The organism is Verticiella sediminum (assembly GCF_007558815.1).
GTDB lineage: Bacteria > Pseudomonadota > Gammaproteobacteria > Burkholderiales > Burkholderiaceae_B > Verticiella > Verticiella sediminum.
Map to the genome: position 1 here is coordinate 147734 of NZ_VLTJ01000022.1, position 14739 is coordinate 162472.

The 14739-nt window shown below is 70.2% G+C and carries 12 protein-coding genes and 1 pseudogene; 5 read left to right on the top strand and 8 right to left on the bottom strand.

The features are described 5' to 3' along the window. The first annotated feature begins 27 nt into the window (after positions 1-27). A complete protein-coding gene (locus tag FOZ76_RS11430) occupies positions 28-810 on the top strand; it encodes a FadR/GntR family transcriptional regulator (protein ID WP_143948382.1) in 783 nt (260 codons plus the stop codon). Positions 811-910: 100 nt separating this feature from the next. Here the strand turns inward: FOZ76_RS11430 and allE are convergent, their stop codons facing one another. The 7 genes from allE to FOZ76_RS11465 form a co-directional block, all read right to left on the bottom strand. Beyond that, the gene (gene allE, locus FOZ76_RS11435; RefSeq protein WP_246129441.1) at positions 911-1699 is read right to left on the bottom strand and encodes a (S)-ureidoglycine aminohydrolase; all 789 of its coding nucleotides are present in this window, start codon (positions 1697-1699) and stop codon (positions 911-913) included. Between the two features lie 38 nt (positions 1700-1737). Continuing rightward, positions 1738-3573, bottom strand: a complete 1836-nt coding sequence (locus FOZ76_RS11440) for a dipeptide ABC transporter ATP-binding protein (RefSeq protein ID WP_170235400.1) — start codon at positions 3571-3573, stop codon at positions 1738-1740. A 4-nt stretch (positions 3574-3577) separates the two neighbouring features. Beyond that, positions 3578-4459: an ABC transporter permease gene (locus tag FOZ76_RS11445; protein ID WP_246129442.1), complete on the bottom strand. Its 882-nt coding sequence runs from the start codon at positions 4457-4459 to the stop codon at positions 3578-3580. A gap of 11 nt (positions 4460-4470) precedes the next feature. Next, complete coding sequence (locus FOZ76_RS11450) at positions 4471-5388, bottom strand: ABC transporter permease (protein WP_143948385.1); 918 nt, start codon at positions 5386-5388, stop codon at positions 4471-4473. Positions 5389-5408: 20 nt separating this feature from the next. Further along, positions 5409-6998 carry an ABC transporter substrate-binding protein gene (locus tag FOZ76_RS11455; protein ID WP_143948386.1) on the bottom strand — a complete coding sequence of 530 codons (1590 nt, stop codon included), beginning with the start codon at positions 6996-6998 and terminating at the stop codon, positions 5409-5411. 85 nt (positions 6999-7083) lie between these two features. After that, positions 7084-8148 carry an allantoicase gene (alc, locus tag FOZ76_RS11460; protein ID WP_143948387.1) on the bottom strand — a complete coding sequence of 355 codons (1065 nt, stop codon included), beginning with the start codon at positions 8146-8148 and terminating at the stop codon, positions 7084-7086. A 62-nt stretch (positions 8149-8210) separates the two neighbouring features. Next, positions 8211-8999: a transporter substrate-binding domain-containing protein gene (locus FOZ76_RS11465; RefSeq protein WP_143948388.1), complete on the bottom strand. Its 789-nt coding sequence runs from the start codon at positions 8997-8999 to the stop codon at positions 8211-8213. A 438-nt stretch (positions 9000-9437) separates the two neighbouring features. Here FOZ76_RS11465 and lipA point away from each other — a divergent pair, with 438 nt between their 5' ends. Continuing rightward, a complete protein-coding gene (gene lipA / locus FOZ76_RS11470) occupies positions 9438-10439 on the top strand; it encodes a lipoyl synthase (protein ID WP_143948389.1) in 1002 nt (333 codons plus the stop codon). 347 nt (positions 10440-10786) lie between these two features. Continuing rightward, positions 10787-11434 (top strand): annotated as a pseudogene (locus FOZ76_RS28350) (alpha/beta fold hydrolase); the annotation flags it as partial. A gap of 318 nt (positions 11435-11752) precedes the next feature. Here the strand turns inward: FOZ76_RS28350 and FOZ76_RS11480 are convergent. After that, entirely contained in the window at positions 11753-12934 is a 1182-nt protein-coding gene (locus tag FOZ76_RS11480) for an alpha-hydroxy acid oxidase (protein ID WP_143948390.1), read from the bottom strand. 241 nt (positions 12935-13175) lie between these two features. Here FOZ76_RS11480 and FOZ76_RS11485 point away from each other — a divergent pair, with 241 nt between their 5' ends. Further along, entirely contained in the window at positions 13176-13925 is a 750-nt protein-coding gene (locus FOZ76_RS11485; RefSeq protein ID WP_143948391.1) for a class II aldolase/adducin family protein, read from the top strand. Between the two features lie 72 nt (positions 13926-13997). Continuing rightward, the gene (locus tag FOZ76_RS11490) at positions 13998-14690 is read left to right on the top strand and encodes a carbonic anhydrase (RefSeq protein ID WP_211366207.1); all 693 of its coding nucleotides are present in this window, start codon (positions 13998-14000) and stop codon (positions 14688-14690) included. The last annotated feature ends 49 nt before the right edge of the window (positions 14691-14739 follow it).

Below are 14739 nucleotides of genomic sequence, written 5' to 3' on the forward strand. Positions count from 1 at the left end.
AGTCCGCCTGACTGATCCGGAGATGACATGAGCGCCCCCCGAGCGGCACGCCGCACCGCCGAACCGAGCCCGCAGCCCGCTGCGCCCAGCGCGCGCATCCAGGCTCGTCCAGTAGCGGCGCGAACGCCCGTGACGCAGCATGTGCTCGCCGCCCTGCAGGAAAAGATCGTGAGCGGCGCGTGGCCGCCGGGCCACCGGCTCGATTCGCAGCGCGAGCTGGCCGAGCAGTTCCAGGTGAGCCGCGCCTCGCTGCGCGAAGCCATCTCCTCGCTGGAGGCCTTCGGCCTCGTGAGCGTGGAGCCCGGGCGCGGCGTGTTCGTGACCGAGCCCGGCGCGACTGTGCCGATCGCCTGGCCAGCCCAGGTCGACTACACCGCCGAGGAATTGTACGAGGCGCGCTTTCTGCTCGAAGGCGCGGCGGCCGCGCTGGCGGCGCTGACCATCACGCCGGCCGCGCTGGACGAGCTGGGCCGCATCGTCGACGCCATGCAGGCGGCGCTGCAAGCCTATGACCAGGCCGAGCTCGACCGCCTCGACTTCGCCTTTCACGCGGCCATCGCCTCGGCCGGCCAGAACCGCCTGCTCAGCGCCCTGCTCGCGCCGCACTTCTCCGAGCGCGACATGAGCACCACCGCCATCGTGGACGTCGCCCTGATCAGCACCCGCGTGAAAGAGCACCGCCAGATCCACGCCGCCATCGCCGCGCGCGACGCCAGGGCCGCACAGCGGGCCATGCAGCGCCACGTCCTGCGCGCGGCGGGACGCGGCCGTGCCGCCCTGCGCCCCGGGCTCGAGGCCCTGCTCGCCTGAGCCAGGCTGCGCGCCGCGGCGCGTCCTGCGGCGCCCGGCCCGCCGGTTGCGGCCCGCACCCGGCCTCGGGCAGACATCGGCGCCGCAAGCCGCCGAAGCGTCAGAACGCGACATCGCGATTGACGTCCTTGTAGAGCAGGTAGGCAGCGCGCGACCAGCCGGTGGCGTAGAAGAACTGCGGGCAGAACGGCGCCATGTAGATGAAATCCTTGGCCCAACATTCGTGCCACTGGTCCTGCAGCAGGTACATGCCCTGCCCTTCCAGCATGTACAGGCCATGCTCCATGACGTGGGTCTCGACCATGGGAAAGTAGTTCCCGGGCTCGAACGCCAGGATGTTCACCGCGAAATCGAAGCCCAGTTCGTCCGGCAGCAGGTGCTGCCAGGTGCGGCCTTCCGTGTGCTTGCACACGGCCGCCACGTTCGCCGCGTCGCCCACGAAGGGCGCGGGCGCGGCGACACCGTCCAGGCGCTGATACGGCTTTTGTATCCACATGACCTCGGTGGCGGCGCCATCGGCCGCGCGCAGGCGGAATGCGCACGCCACGGGCACATAGGCGTACTGCCCCGGCGTGAGCCGATGCGTGGCGCCGTCCAGCACCAGCTCGGCAGCGCCCTCGACCACATACAGGAAGTGCTGCAGGCTGTCGCAGCGCGGCTTCTCCATGCCACCGTCGGCGGCGATCTGCAGCAGGATCTGGGCGAATCGCGCGCCGAGGGCGGGCGCGGCCAGCACGCGCGCGCGGGTGGCCCGAAAGTTGGGCAGCCGGCTCTCCAGCACCCCTTCGGGCGGCATCACCGCGTACATGGCGTTGACGGCGGCGCGGCTGCGGGCGTAGACGCCCGGCGGCTGGATCGAGCGTGCGGCAGAGTTGGATGTGGCGTTCACGTAGTGTCTCGCAAGGGTTGACGAAGGTTGACGGGGGATCAGGCCAGCGCCATGCGCGGCTGCGCTTCGCGCGCGGCGTGGGCAGGCAGGCGCGGCGTGGCCGCGAGCAGTGTCCGGGTGTAGGTGTGGCGCGGCGCCTGGAGAATCTGCCGCGCGTCGCCGCTCTCGACGATGCGTCCCTGCTGCATGACGGCGATGCGGTCCGCCATGTGGGCCACGACGGCGAGATCGTGGGTGATCAGCAGCAGGCTCAGCCGCTCGCGCTCGCGCAGTTCGAGCAGCAGGTTCAGGATCTGCGCCTGGACCGACACGTCCAGCGCGGACGTCGGCTCGTCGCAGACGATCAGCGCGGGCCCGGTCACCAGGGCGCGCGCGATCGCCACGCGCTGGCGCTGCCCGCCCGACAACTGGCCGGGCCAGGCGTGGTGCAGGCGCCGCGGCAGCCCGACCCGGTCCAGCACCTCGCTCGCCCGGGCGTTGCGCTCGGCGAGGTCCAGCCCGCGCTGCAGGTCCAGCGGATGCCGGACTGCCGCGTGCACGTCGCGCGCCGGGTTGAGCGAACCGAAGGGGTCCTGGAACACCAGTTGCACCAGCCGCGCGCGGGCCGGGCCGGACAAGGCGCTGAGGTATTCGCCGCCCACCACCACCGAGCCGTCGTCCGGGCGCTCCAGGCCCAGCAGCACCCGGGCGAGCGTCGACTTGCCGCAGCCCGACTCGCCCACGATGGCCAGGGTCTCGCCCGCGCGCACGGTCAGGGAAACGCCGTCCAGGGCCGTCAGCTCGGTGGCGCGGCGCCAGCCGCCGCGGCGCTGGCGGTAGGTCCTGGTCACGCCGCTGGCCACCAGCACCGGCTCGCCCACGCTGCGCTCGGGGCGCGGCGCGGCCTGCGCTGCCGGCGCGCCGATGGCATCCAGGCGCAGGCACCGGCTCGCATGGCCGGGCGCGGACCACGTTTCGGGCGGACGGGTCGTGCGGCACGGCGCCGCGGCGATGTCGCAGCGCTCGGCGAACACACAGCCCGCCGGCGTCCCGTGATACGTGGCCACGACGCCCGGAATGGTGGTCAGCACGGCCCCCGTGCCGGTCCCGTCCAGGCCGGGCAAAGCGCCCAGCAGCCCGCGGGTGTAGGGGTGCCGCGGGTCGGCGAAGATCGAGCGCGCCGGCGCCGTCTCCACGACCTCGCCGGCATACATCACGGCCACCCGGTCCGCCGCCGCGGCCACCACCGCGAGGTTGTGCGAGATCAGGAGCATGCCCATGCGCAGCTCGCGCTGCAGGTCGGCCAGCAACGCCATGATCTGGGCCTGGATGGTGACGTCCAGCGCCGTCGTCGGTTCGTCCGCGATCAGGAGCGCGGGGCGGTTCATCAGCGCCGCGGCGATCACCACGCGCTGGCGCTGCCCGCCCGACAGCTCGTGCGGGTAGGCATGCATGCGCCCCTGCGGGTCGGGAATGCCGACCCGCTCGAGCATCTCGATGCCGCGCCGCCATGCCTCGCGCCGCGTCGCCGTGCCATGCAACTGCATGGTCTCGGCCAGTTGGCGGCCCACGCTGTAGACCGGATTGAGCGCGGTCATGGGCTCCTGGAACACGAAGCCCACCTTGCGTCCGCGCACACGGCGGGCCAGCCCGGCCTCGTCCAGGGCGAGCAGGTCCTCGCCGTCGAGGTTCATGCGCGTGGCCGTCAGCCGCGCGCCGCGCGGCAGCAGGCGCAGCACGGACAGCGCCGTCAGCGACTTGCCCGAGCCCGACTCGCCGACGATGCCCACGCACTCGCCGGCCTCCACGCGCAGGTCCAGGTCGCGTACGGCGCTCACGCTGCCGCTGGGCGTGTCGATGTCGATGCGCAAACCTTCGATGTCCAGCAAGGCCATGGTCCTACTCCCTGGCGCCGGGCTGGATCGCATCGCGCAGCCCGTCGCCCAGCATGTTGATGCCGGCCACCAGCACGAACAGTGCGGTGCCGGGCACGATCACCAGCGAGGGCCGCAGCAGCATCGCCGCCTTGCCCTCGGCGATCATCAGCCCCCATGACGGGTTCGGCGACGGCACGCCGACCCCCAGGAAGGACAGCGCCGCCTCGGCCAGGATGGCTGCGCCCGCCTCGAAGGAGAACACCACCAGGATGACGCTGGACAGATTCGGCAGGATGTCCGACACGATGATCCTGCCCGAGGAGGCGCCGGCCACGCGCGATGCGCGCACGTAGTCCAGTTGGCGGATGCGCTGCGTCGCGCTGCGCGTGACGATGAGATAGAGGGTCCAGTGCAGCATGCCGATCACGGCGATCACCGTGAGCACCGAGGGCGACAGGAAATAGATCAGCGACATGGCGAGCAGCATGCCGGGCATGGCGAGCTTGCAGGCCAGCACGAAGCCGATGGCGCGATCCGTGCGCCCGCCGTGAAAGCCGGCGCAGGCGCCCAGCGTGACGCCGATGAGCGCCCCGATGCCGGCCGCGCCGAAGCCGATGGCCAGCGAGATGCGCGCGCCGTGCAACAGGCGGGCCAGCACGTCGCGGCCGAGGTGATCGGTGCCGAGCGGATGGGCCCAGTTGCCTCTGGCGTCCCAGACCGCGGGCAGCATCCGCGCGGCCAGGCTTTGCTGGAAGGGGTCGGTGCTCCAGACCCAGGGCCCGGCGATCGCACAGACGATCCAGAACAGGACCACGCCGCCGCCCAGGCGGACATTGCGATTGCGCAGCGCCCGGCGCCAGGCGGTCGGCCTGGCCGTCGCGGCATTCGCCGCCGGATTGTTCATGACGCTCTCCATCAGTTCACGCGTATGCGCGGGTCCAGCCACGCGTTCAGCAGGTCGGCCATGAAGGTGACGCCGACGAACACCAGGGCCATCAGCAGCACCAGCATCTGCAGCGTGGGGATGTCCCCGGTCAGCACCGAATTCAGGGCGAGCCGGCCGAGCCCGTTCATGGCGAACACCACCTCGGTCACCATCGAGCCGCCCAGGCTGTTGCCCAGGGTCACGGCCAGCACGCCCACCACCGGCAGCAAGGCATTGCGCAGAGCGTGCCGGCGCAGCAGCGCCCACCCGGTGTAGCCCTTGGCGCGCGCGGTGCGAATGAAGTCCGCCTGGAGCACGTCGATCAGCCCCGAGCGGGTCAGGCGCATGACGTTGGGTACCGAAGCGGTGCCGAGGATCAGGGCCGGCAGGACGAAGTTGGCCCAGGTCTGGTCGCCCGACACCGGCAGCCAGCCCAGATGCACGGCGAAGAACAGAATGAACACCAGGCCGAGCCAGAAGTTCGGCGACGCCTGCAAGGCCGCGGCGAGCGTCAAGGACAGCCGGTCCCAGGCGCTGTCGGGCCGTGCCGCCGCGGCGATCCCCAGCGGCACGGCGACCAGCACGGTCACCAGCAGCGACAGGAAGGCGAGCTTGAGCGTCACCGGGGCATGCTGGGCGAAGACTTCGAGCACGGGCTGGCGCAGCACGTAGCTCTCGCCGAGATCGCCGGCGGCCAGCCGCTGCAGCCATTCCGCATAGCGCACCGTCGCCGGGCGGTCGAGCCCGAGCTGCTTGCGCACCTGCTCGACCACGAGCGGGTCGTCGGTATCGCCGACCAGGGCCGCGGCCGGATCGATCGACAGGTTGAGCAGGGCGAACGTGACCGCCGACGTGGCCAAGGCCACGGCGAGCGCAAGCAGGGCGCGCTGAAGGAGGAAGTTCCACATGGGCGTCGGCCGTGGCTGCGCTACTGGCGCCAGCGCGCGAGGAACAGGCGCGGCATGCCGTCATCGCTCTGCACGTACTCGAGATCGGGCGCCAGCAGGAAGTTCTGCGTGAACTCGTACAGCGGAATCCAGTAGGTCTGCTCGTTGATCCGGGTGATCGCGCTGCGCGCCAGCGCCAGGCGCTCCTGCGCATCGGTAGTCTGCAGCAGGCCCTCGACCAGCGGATACAGCGCTTCGTCGTGATGCCAGTCGCTCGGCGCGCCTCTGCCGAACTGGCCCGGCAGGATCGCGCCCACGTCGGCGATACCGACCGATCCGTTGTTCTCGAAGTACAGGTTGAGGGAGTTCTCGTCGCGCGCCTTGTTCATGGCGGGAGACTTGACCAGCCGCAGGTTGGCGTTCACACCCACGCTGCGCCACATTTCGACCACCGCTTCCAGGGGCTCCTTCTCGCGCGAGGCCCACAGGTCCAGGCGCAGGCCGCTGGCGTAGCCGGCCTCGGCCAGCAGCGCCTTGGCGCGCGCCGGATCGTAGTGCGGTTGCGGCACATCCTGGGGGCAGCCGAACTGCGCCGGCAGGCATGGCGTATAGGCCGGCTTGCCACCGCCGCGCACGAGCTGCTTGACGATGAGGTCGCGATCGATGGCCAGGCTCAGCGCCTCGCGCACGCGCGGATCGCGCAGCGCGTGCTCGCCGGCGCGCCCGGCGGCGTCGGGTATCAGGTAGCCGATGCGCATCGACGGCGAGGACATCGCCTGGGCTCGCCCGGTGCTCGCGACTTCCTCGACGATGTCGGTGGGCAGCCCGTAGGTCCAGTGCACGCCGCCGGCCATGACTTCCGCGGCCTGGGTGGCCGGGTCCGGGATGATGCGGAACTGCATGCGCGCGACCGACGGCGCGCCCTTGGGCGAGTCGCTGCGATAGCCGTCATAGCGCTCGATGACCAGTTCGCGCCCGGGCAGGAAGCTCACCACGCGGTAGGGGCCGGCGCCGATCATGCGGTTGGCCTGAGCCTGGGCATTGATGCCGCCCGGTGCGTCGGGATCGTCGTAGGTGCCGCGCGGCACGACGCGCCCGGCCGTCGAGAGAGAGTGCAGCGCGAGCGGATTGGGCTGCTTCATGTGAAAGCGCACCACCTTGTCGCTCACGGTTTCGACGCTCGCCAGCCACAGCGCGAACGCGCCCGCCTTGAGCGCCGTGTTGCCCGGCTTGAGCAGGGTCTGGAACGTATAGGCAACGTCGGCGGCCTCGACCGGGCGGCCGTCGTGAAAGGTCACGTCGTCGCGGATCGTCACGTCCAGCGTCAGCGGGTCGGGCATGGCGTAGGACGCGGCGATCAGCGGGACGGGCTGCTTGGTCTGCGGGTCGATGTAGAAGAGCGCGTCGTCGATCAGCAGGCTGATGATCTCGTTGTCGCGCGAGGTCGAGTTGAAGTTGTCGAGCGTGAGCAGTTCGCGGGTGAAGGCTGCGACCAGCGGCGCGTCGGGGGCGCGCGCCGCGCTGGCGCGCTCAGGCGCCATGGTCATGGCGATGGCGGCGGCCGCCAGCATGCCAAGGCAGGCGCGCCGCGTCAGGCGCAGACGGGCAATGCGCGTAGCGGGATTCGACATCGGGTAGCTCCTAACTGGATAGGCCGGTCTGACCAGCGGTGTGTGAACGGACGTGCATACGGGGATACGGGCGCCGAACGAGGCGTCAGTCGCTGCCGCGCACGGGGCGACCGATCAGCCGCAAGCGGGTGACGCCGCCATCCGGATAGATGTTCAGGCGAACGTGGGTACAAATCCGCTCGCCGTCGCCGTCGATGCGGTAGCGATTCTCGGCGCCGCCGCGCAAGGGCTGCTGCGCCAGGAGTTCGGACCAGTACATGGCCTGGTTGACGATGAGGGCATCATCGGCCGCCCCGCCCGGCGCATGCTGGCGCAGATCGGCCGCCTGCAGCGAGAACGAGGCCGGATGGTTGCCGGTGTAGAACTTCGTGTCGAGCACGACTTCCTCGAGCACGCCGGGCGTTGCCAGCGCGATCACCGCCCAGTCGTGGCCGGGCACGCGCCGCCGACGGCTCTCCCATCCTTTGCCCCACTGCACCTGCGGGCCGGGTGCGAGCATGGCGGATACCGAGCCGAAGTGCGCGTCGCTGCAGGCGAGCACCCGGCCTCCCAGCTCCAGAGCGGCCAGGTCGCCGCGATCGGGCAAGGTCTGCGCCGACACGGCGATTCTGCCGAACACGCGCAGCCGCGCCATGCCGCCGTCCGGATGCAAATTGAGGCGCACGTGGGTATAGATGCCGGCATCGTCGACGGGATGTACCACCTGGGCATCGCCCTTCACCTCGGTGGCGCGCAGGATCGGCGTCCACGCCACGCCTTCGGGCACGGCATCCGACTCGCAGCGGCAGGCCTGCACGGAGACGACCGGAGGAAAATTGCCGGTGAAGAAACTCGTGTCCAGGCCGATACCGGCGATGGTGCCGGGCCGGCCCAGGCGGATCACGCACCATTCGTTGCCCGGCTGGCGGCGCCGGACCGTCTCCCAGCCGTCCACCCAGCGCATGCCTTCGTCGTCGTGGAAGTAGTAGTTGGCGGGGGCGGCGTCCAGCAGCCTTGCCGCCGGCGCGTACCACTCGTCGGACGCCGCGACGACGCATGCGCCCAGGCGCGCATCGGCCAGATTCGCGTAGGCGCCGGACCAGGTGCGGAAAGTCTCGGCCACCTCGCCGTACTGCCGGATCAGCGTTCTATCTCGGGTACCACTGCCCATCGTGTTGCTCCATGATGAAAAATGCCGCCTGCGTATGGCAGCCGTCGTGAAAGCCGGCCGGTTCAGCCCAGATCGGCGGGTAGCGGCATGGCCAGCCAGCGCTCGGATATCCGGTCCAGTTCGCCGTTGGCGCGCGCCTCGGCGATGATCCGGTCGACCTCTGCGAGCAACGCCGGTTCGCCCTTGTTCACGCCGATGTGGCAGGGCGAGCTGCGGATCATGAACTTGACCTCCGGCCGTACCGAGGGACTGCGCCGCAGGATGGCGGCCGCCACCACGTTGCCGGTGGCCACGAGCTGCGTCTGCCCCGCGAGGAAGGCCGCCATGGTGCTGCTGCCGTCCTCGTAGCGCCGGATCGTCGTATCGGGCGGAGCCAACTGGGTCAGCTCCAGATCCTCGACCGACCCCCGCGTGACGGCCACGGACCGGCCGGCCAGATCCTGCGCCGACTTCACCGGCAGGTCGGCGGGCCCGAACACGCCGTTGAAGAACGGCGCGTAGGCGACGGAGAAGTCGATCGCGCGTTCGCGCTCGGCGTTGCGGCCCAGGCTGTAGATGACCATGTCCACCCGGCGCGTGACGAGATAGGGAATGCGGTTCGCGCCGGTGACCTGCACCAGCTCGACCTTCGCACCGAGCCCGCGGCCGATGAGCTGGGCCACGTCCACGTCGTAGCCGGCGGGCTTCAGATCGGCGCCGACCGAGCCGAACGGCGGCGCATCCTGCGGAATGGCGATGCGCACCACCGCGCGTTGGCGGATGTCCTCGAGCGTGTCGGCAGCGGCCCGCGCGACGGGCAGCACCAGGGCGCCCAGGGCTACGCTGTAACTCAGAAAGGTTCGTCGCTGCATATTGCCATCGCTCCTGCGTAATGTACGCATTTATTGCGTACAAGAATTGTTCTGACCATGCGCAGGCAAATGCAAGTTCGATGCCAACTCGCCGAAATCGCCACCGCCCTCTGGTTAGTCTGGTCTGACCAGTTGGACAGAAGCACAAGAACGGGGCACGCGCGCACCAGCACCGTGCGTACGGGGTCGTCCGGCACCGTGAAAGCGCGCGCTGCGAACGGCAGGCGCTACGGGGCCACGCAGGCTGCGGCCCGGTCCGAACCGGGCAACCACCCCGGCGGGCGGCCGCGGACACGGGCGGGCCCGGCGGGGGCGCCCGTGTCCGTACGCCCGACCCGGCGATAGGGGTGCTGCCGGGCGGGCCGCCCCAGGGCGCTAAAATACCCGCTCACCCACCAGCCGCCGGAGAGGCCAGACGCCTCCCGGCACAGGAAGCCCATGACCTCCCCCGCCGAACCGCTAGCGACCACAGCCCGCGCAGACCGCGGCGCGCAGCCGGCCTACGACCCCACCGAAAAGCAGAAGTCCGGCGCCAAGACCGCCCGCATTCCGATCAAGGTGATTCCGGTCGAACGGCTCAAGAAGCCCGACTGGATACGCGTGAAGGCGCCCTCGCCCGGATCGCGCTTCTACGAGATCAAGGAAATCCTGCGCGAGCACCGGCTGCACACGGTATGCGAGGAGGCCTCCTGCCCGAACATCGGCGAATGTTTCGGCAAGGGCACGGCTACTTTCATGATCATGGGCGACAAGTGCACGCGCCGCTGCCCGTTCTGCGACGTGGGGCACGGCCGCCCCGATCCGCTGGACGTGGACGAGCCCGAGAACCTGGCGCGCACGATCGCCGCCCTGAAGCTCAACTACGTGGTCATCACCTCGGTCGACCGCGACGACCTGCGCGACGGCGGCGCGGCCCACTTCGTGGCCTGTATCGAACGCGTACGCGAACTGTCGCCGGCCACCCGCATCGAGATCCTGGTGCCGGATTTCCGCGGCCGGCTGGATCGCGCCCTGGATATCCTGAACGGCGGGCCGCCGGACGTCATGAACCATAACCTCGAGACGGTGCCGCGCCTGTACAAGCAGGCTCGTCCGGGGTCGAACTACGAGCACTCGCTCAAGCTCCTGCAGGAGTTCAAGCGCCTGCACCCCGACGTGCCGACCAAATCCGGCCTGATGCTGGGCCTGGGCGAGACCGACGAGGAGATCCTGCAGGTGATGCGCGACATGCGCGAGCACGACGTGGACATGCTCACCATCGGCCAGTACCTGCAGCCCTCGGAGCACCACCTGCCGGTGCTGCGCTATGCCCACCCGGACGTGTTCACCATGCTCGAGCGCGAAGCCTACGCCATGGGTTTCACCCACGCCGCCGTGGGCGCCATGGTGCGCTCTTCCTATCACGCCGACCAGCAGGCGCACCAGGCCGGCGTAGTCTGAAGGGTAGGGGCTCCCCCCTACGCGCTGACGCGTGCCCCCCAGGGGGGCGGCACTGGCGGACCGGCGGAGCCGGATCCGCCGTGCCCTGGATGGTATCGCCACAGTTTCATACCAGCGCGGCGGAACACTAAGATGATCGCATGCCGCTCGTTCGTCTCGCCGTTTCCCTGTTCCTTCTCGCCATGCTCGCCGGATGCGCCGCCTCGCACCAGCCCATGGGGCCGGCACAAGGGCCGGGCGCCTTCGCGGGCGAGCACCTGATTGCGCACGACGGCGCACGCCTGCCGCTGCGCCGCTGGCTGCCGCAGACCCAAGCGCCCCGCGCAGTCGTCATCGCCCTGCACGGCATGAACGACTATGCCCATGCCTTCGACGCGCCGGCGCGCGCCTGGGCCGGGCAAGGGGTCGCCACCTACGCCTACGACCAGCGCGGCTTCGGGGCGTCCGGGCAGCCCGGCATCTGGCCGGACACGGCGACGCTGGTGGACGACCTGGGGGCGGCGGTGGATGCCGCACAGGCGCGCCACCCCGCCACCCCGCTCTTCTTGCTGGGTGAAAGCATGGGCGGCGCGGTGGTGCTGGCAGCGCTCGCCGAGCCCGGGGCGCCCGGGACTCAGGCGCTGGCCGAGCGTGTGGACGGCGCCATCCTGTCCGCCCCGGCGCTGTGGTCGCGCCAGGCGCTCAACCCCTTCTTTCGGCTCACGCTATGGGCCGGCTATCGGCTGATGCCCGGGCTGGCGGTACGTCCGCCCGCCAACCTGAAGATACAGCCATCGGACAACATCGAGATGCTGCGCGCGCTGGGCCGCGACCCGCTGGTCCTGAAGCGCACCCGCATCGACGCCCTGAGCGGGCTGGTGGACCTGATGACGGCGGCGCGCGAACGCCTCGCCGAACGTCCGCGCATGCTGCCCATCCTCGTGCTGTATGGCGAGCACGAACAGGTGCTCGCACGCGACGCCGTCACCGACGTCGTGCGGGCGCTGCGCGCGGACGCCGCCAGCCGCACCCGGCTCGCCGTCTATTCGCAGGGCTATCACATGCTGCTGCGCGATCTGTGCGCCGGTGTCGTATGGGCGGATGTGCTCGCCTGGATGGCGCAGCCCGAAGCCCCGCTGCCCAGCGGTGCGGATACGCTTGCATGGCGAGAGCAGCCTGCGCCGCCCGTCGTCGCGGGCGCATGGGCCGGCGGCTGCCCGGCGCCTGCCGGCTCGCACCGGGCGGCGGACGCAACCGGGGCGGCGGCAGACGCACCCGCCGCCGGGCTCGCCGGCGTGGGCAGGCCCGGCCCTGAGCGGGCCGGCGGTGCGCGCTCAGACCCTGTGCGTCGGCGTCGGATACGTGCCTGGCACCAGGATGCCGGCATCGATCTCGTCGATGCGCCGGCGCCCGCACAGCGCCATGGTGATGTCCATCTCCTTGGCGATCATCTGCAGCACTTTGGTGACGCCCGCCTCGCCCTGCGCGCCCAGGCCGTACAGGAAGGCGCGGCCGATCAGCACGCCGCGCGCGCCCAGCGCCACGGCCTTGAGCACGTCCTGCCCCGAGCGCACGCCGCCGTCCATCCAGACCTCGACATCCTTGCCCACGGCCTCGACGATGGGCGGCAGCGCGTTGATCGAGGAGAGCGCGCCGTCGAGCTGGCGCCCGCCGTGGTTGCTGACGACGATGGCGTCGACACCGCAGTTGGCGGCGAGCCGGGCGTCCTCGGGGTCGAGCACGCCCTTGAGGATGACCTTGCCGCCCCAGCGGTTCTTGATCCATTCGATCGCGGCCCAGTCCAGGCGCGGATCGAACTGCTCGGCGGTCCAGGCGCCCAGCGAGCTCAGATCGCTCACGCCCTTGGCATGGCCGACGATGTTGCGGAATGTGCGGCGCTCGGTGTGCAGCATGTTCCAGCACCACTTGGGCTTGGTGACGAGGTCCGCGAGATTGCGCGCCGTCAGGCGCGGCGGCGCGGTCATGGCGTTGCGCACGTCCTTGTGCCGCTGGCCGAGGATCTGCAGATCCAGGGTGATCATCAGCGCCGAGCATTTGGCGGCCTTGGCGCGCTCGATCAGGTTCTCGACGAAGGCGCGATCGCGCATGACGTAGAGCTGGAACCAGAACGGGCTGCTGGTGTATGCGGCCACGTCCTCGATCGAGCAGATGCTCATGGTCGACAGCGTGAAAGGGATGCCGAACTTCTCGGCGGCCCTGGCCGCCAGGATCTCGCCGTCGGCATACTGCATGCCGGTCAGCCCGGTGGGCGCGATCGCCACCGGCATGCTGGTCGGGATGCCGGCCATGGTGGTGTGCAGGCTGCGGTTGGTCATGTCCACCGCGACGCGCTGGCGCAGCTTGATCTTCTGCAGATCCTCCTCGTTCGCGCGGTAGGTCGACTCGGTCCAGGAACCGGAATCGGCATAGTCGTAGAACATGCGCGGGACACGGCGCCGGGCGAGCTGGCGCATGTCTTCGACGCAGCAGACGATGGATGAAGGGTAGGCTGACACTGCGATCCTTTTGGGTGAAGGCGACGCCCCGCGCGGACGAGGGCCGCGGCCTGCGCGGCACGTCCGGCGCAGACCGCCCGACGGCGCTCATGGTAACAACAGGACCCCGGGCACGAAAGCCAGGGTTTCTCCGTCCCACACGCCGGACGGGCATGGTACCGGCGCGCGCCATCATCGCCTAGAATTCCCGGCGCAGGCACACATTCCCATACCCAAGCCTGCCGCCGCCAGGAGGAGCACCATGGCCCACGCACTTCGCGACCCGATCACGGAAGAACAGTTGCGAACGCAACTTGCCGCCTGCTATCGCATCTTCGCGATGCTCGGCTGGACCGAGCTCATCTACAACCACATCACGGTACGCATTCCGGGGCCGGAGCGGCACTTTCTCATCAACCCCTTCGGCCTGCACTACCGTGAAGTCACCGCGTCCAACCTGGTACGGATCGACCTGGAGGGCCGGATCGTCGGCCGCAGCGAGCATCCCGTGAACCCGGCCGGCTTCGTGCTGCATTCGGCGATCCATCAGCACATTCCCGAGGCCCATTGCGTCATGCACGTGCACACCACGGCGGGCTGCGCGGTGGCCAGCGCGGACGCGGGCCTGTGCATGAACAACTTCTATTCGGCGCAACTGCACGGCCGGGTGGCCTACCACGAGTTCGAGGGGATCACGGTGCACGCGGACGAAGGCCCGCGCGTGATCGCGTCGATCGGCGACAAGCCGGCCGTCATCCTGCGCAACCACGGCCTGCTGTCGTGGGGCCCCACCCTGCCGCTGGCCTTCGCCTATCTCTGGACCCTGCAGCGCGCCTGCGAAATCCAGGTCGCCGGCGCGGCGCTCGGCCCGGCCCGCCCGATCGCCGAGGGCATCCAGCGCAAGTGCAGCGCCGACGCGCTGCAGTTCGATCCACGCTATGGCGGCGGCGCCGACGGGTTCGCCGCCCTGGTGCGCCAGGTCGAGCGCCTGGACCCTTCGTATCGCGACTGAATGCGCGGCCGGTGACAGCCGCGGGGCGCTGCGCTAGCATACGCGCCGTAACCGAACCTGACGGAGACGCAGTTGAACAACGACACATCCGGCTGCGGCTGTCGCAGCATCGGCCATCTCGTCGATGGCATCCAGCGCTTTCGCGCTCAGTATTTCGGTGCCGATCCGTCGTTCATGCGCAACCTGGTCGAGGCCGGACAATCGCCGGCCTCGCTCGTGATCTCCTGCAGCGATTCGCGGGTCGATCCGGCCCTGCTCACCGGCGCGGCGCCGGGCGAGCTTTTCGTCGTGCGCAACGTGGCCAACCTGGTGCCGCCGTACGCGCAGGGCACCGGGCTGCACGGCACGGGCGCGGCCATCGAGTATGCCGTGCGCGATCTCAAAGTGGACCACATCATCGTGCTGGGCCACGCGCACTGCGGCGGCATCAAGGCCATGATGAACGCGGCGGGCGGCGAGTGGCCCGAGCGCGACTTCATCGGCGACTGGGTGGCGATGGCGCTGGGTGCGGCCGAGCAGTACGTGCAGGACGAAAGCGCCGAAGGCGGCCGCAGCCGCGTGCCGCTCGAGCGCCTGAAGTCCAGCCCCTTCCTGGTCGAACGGGCCGCGATCCGGCGCTCGCTCGACAACCTGATGACCTACCCGTGGCTGCGCGAGCGCGTCGAGGCGGGTACCCTGCAGGTGCACGGCTGGTGGTTCGACCTCGACACCGGCGACCTCTGGAAGACCGAGGGCGGCGAACGCACCCTGCTGCCGGTGATCTGACCTGCGATCCGACCTACGCGGGGCCCGGCGCCTGCCCTGGCCCCGTGAA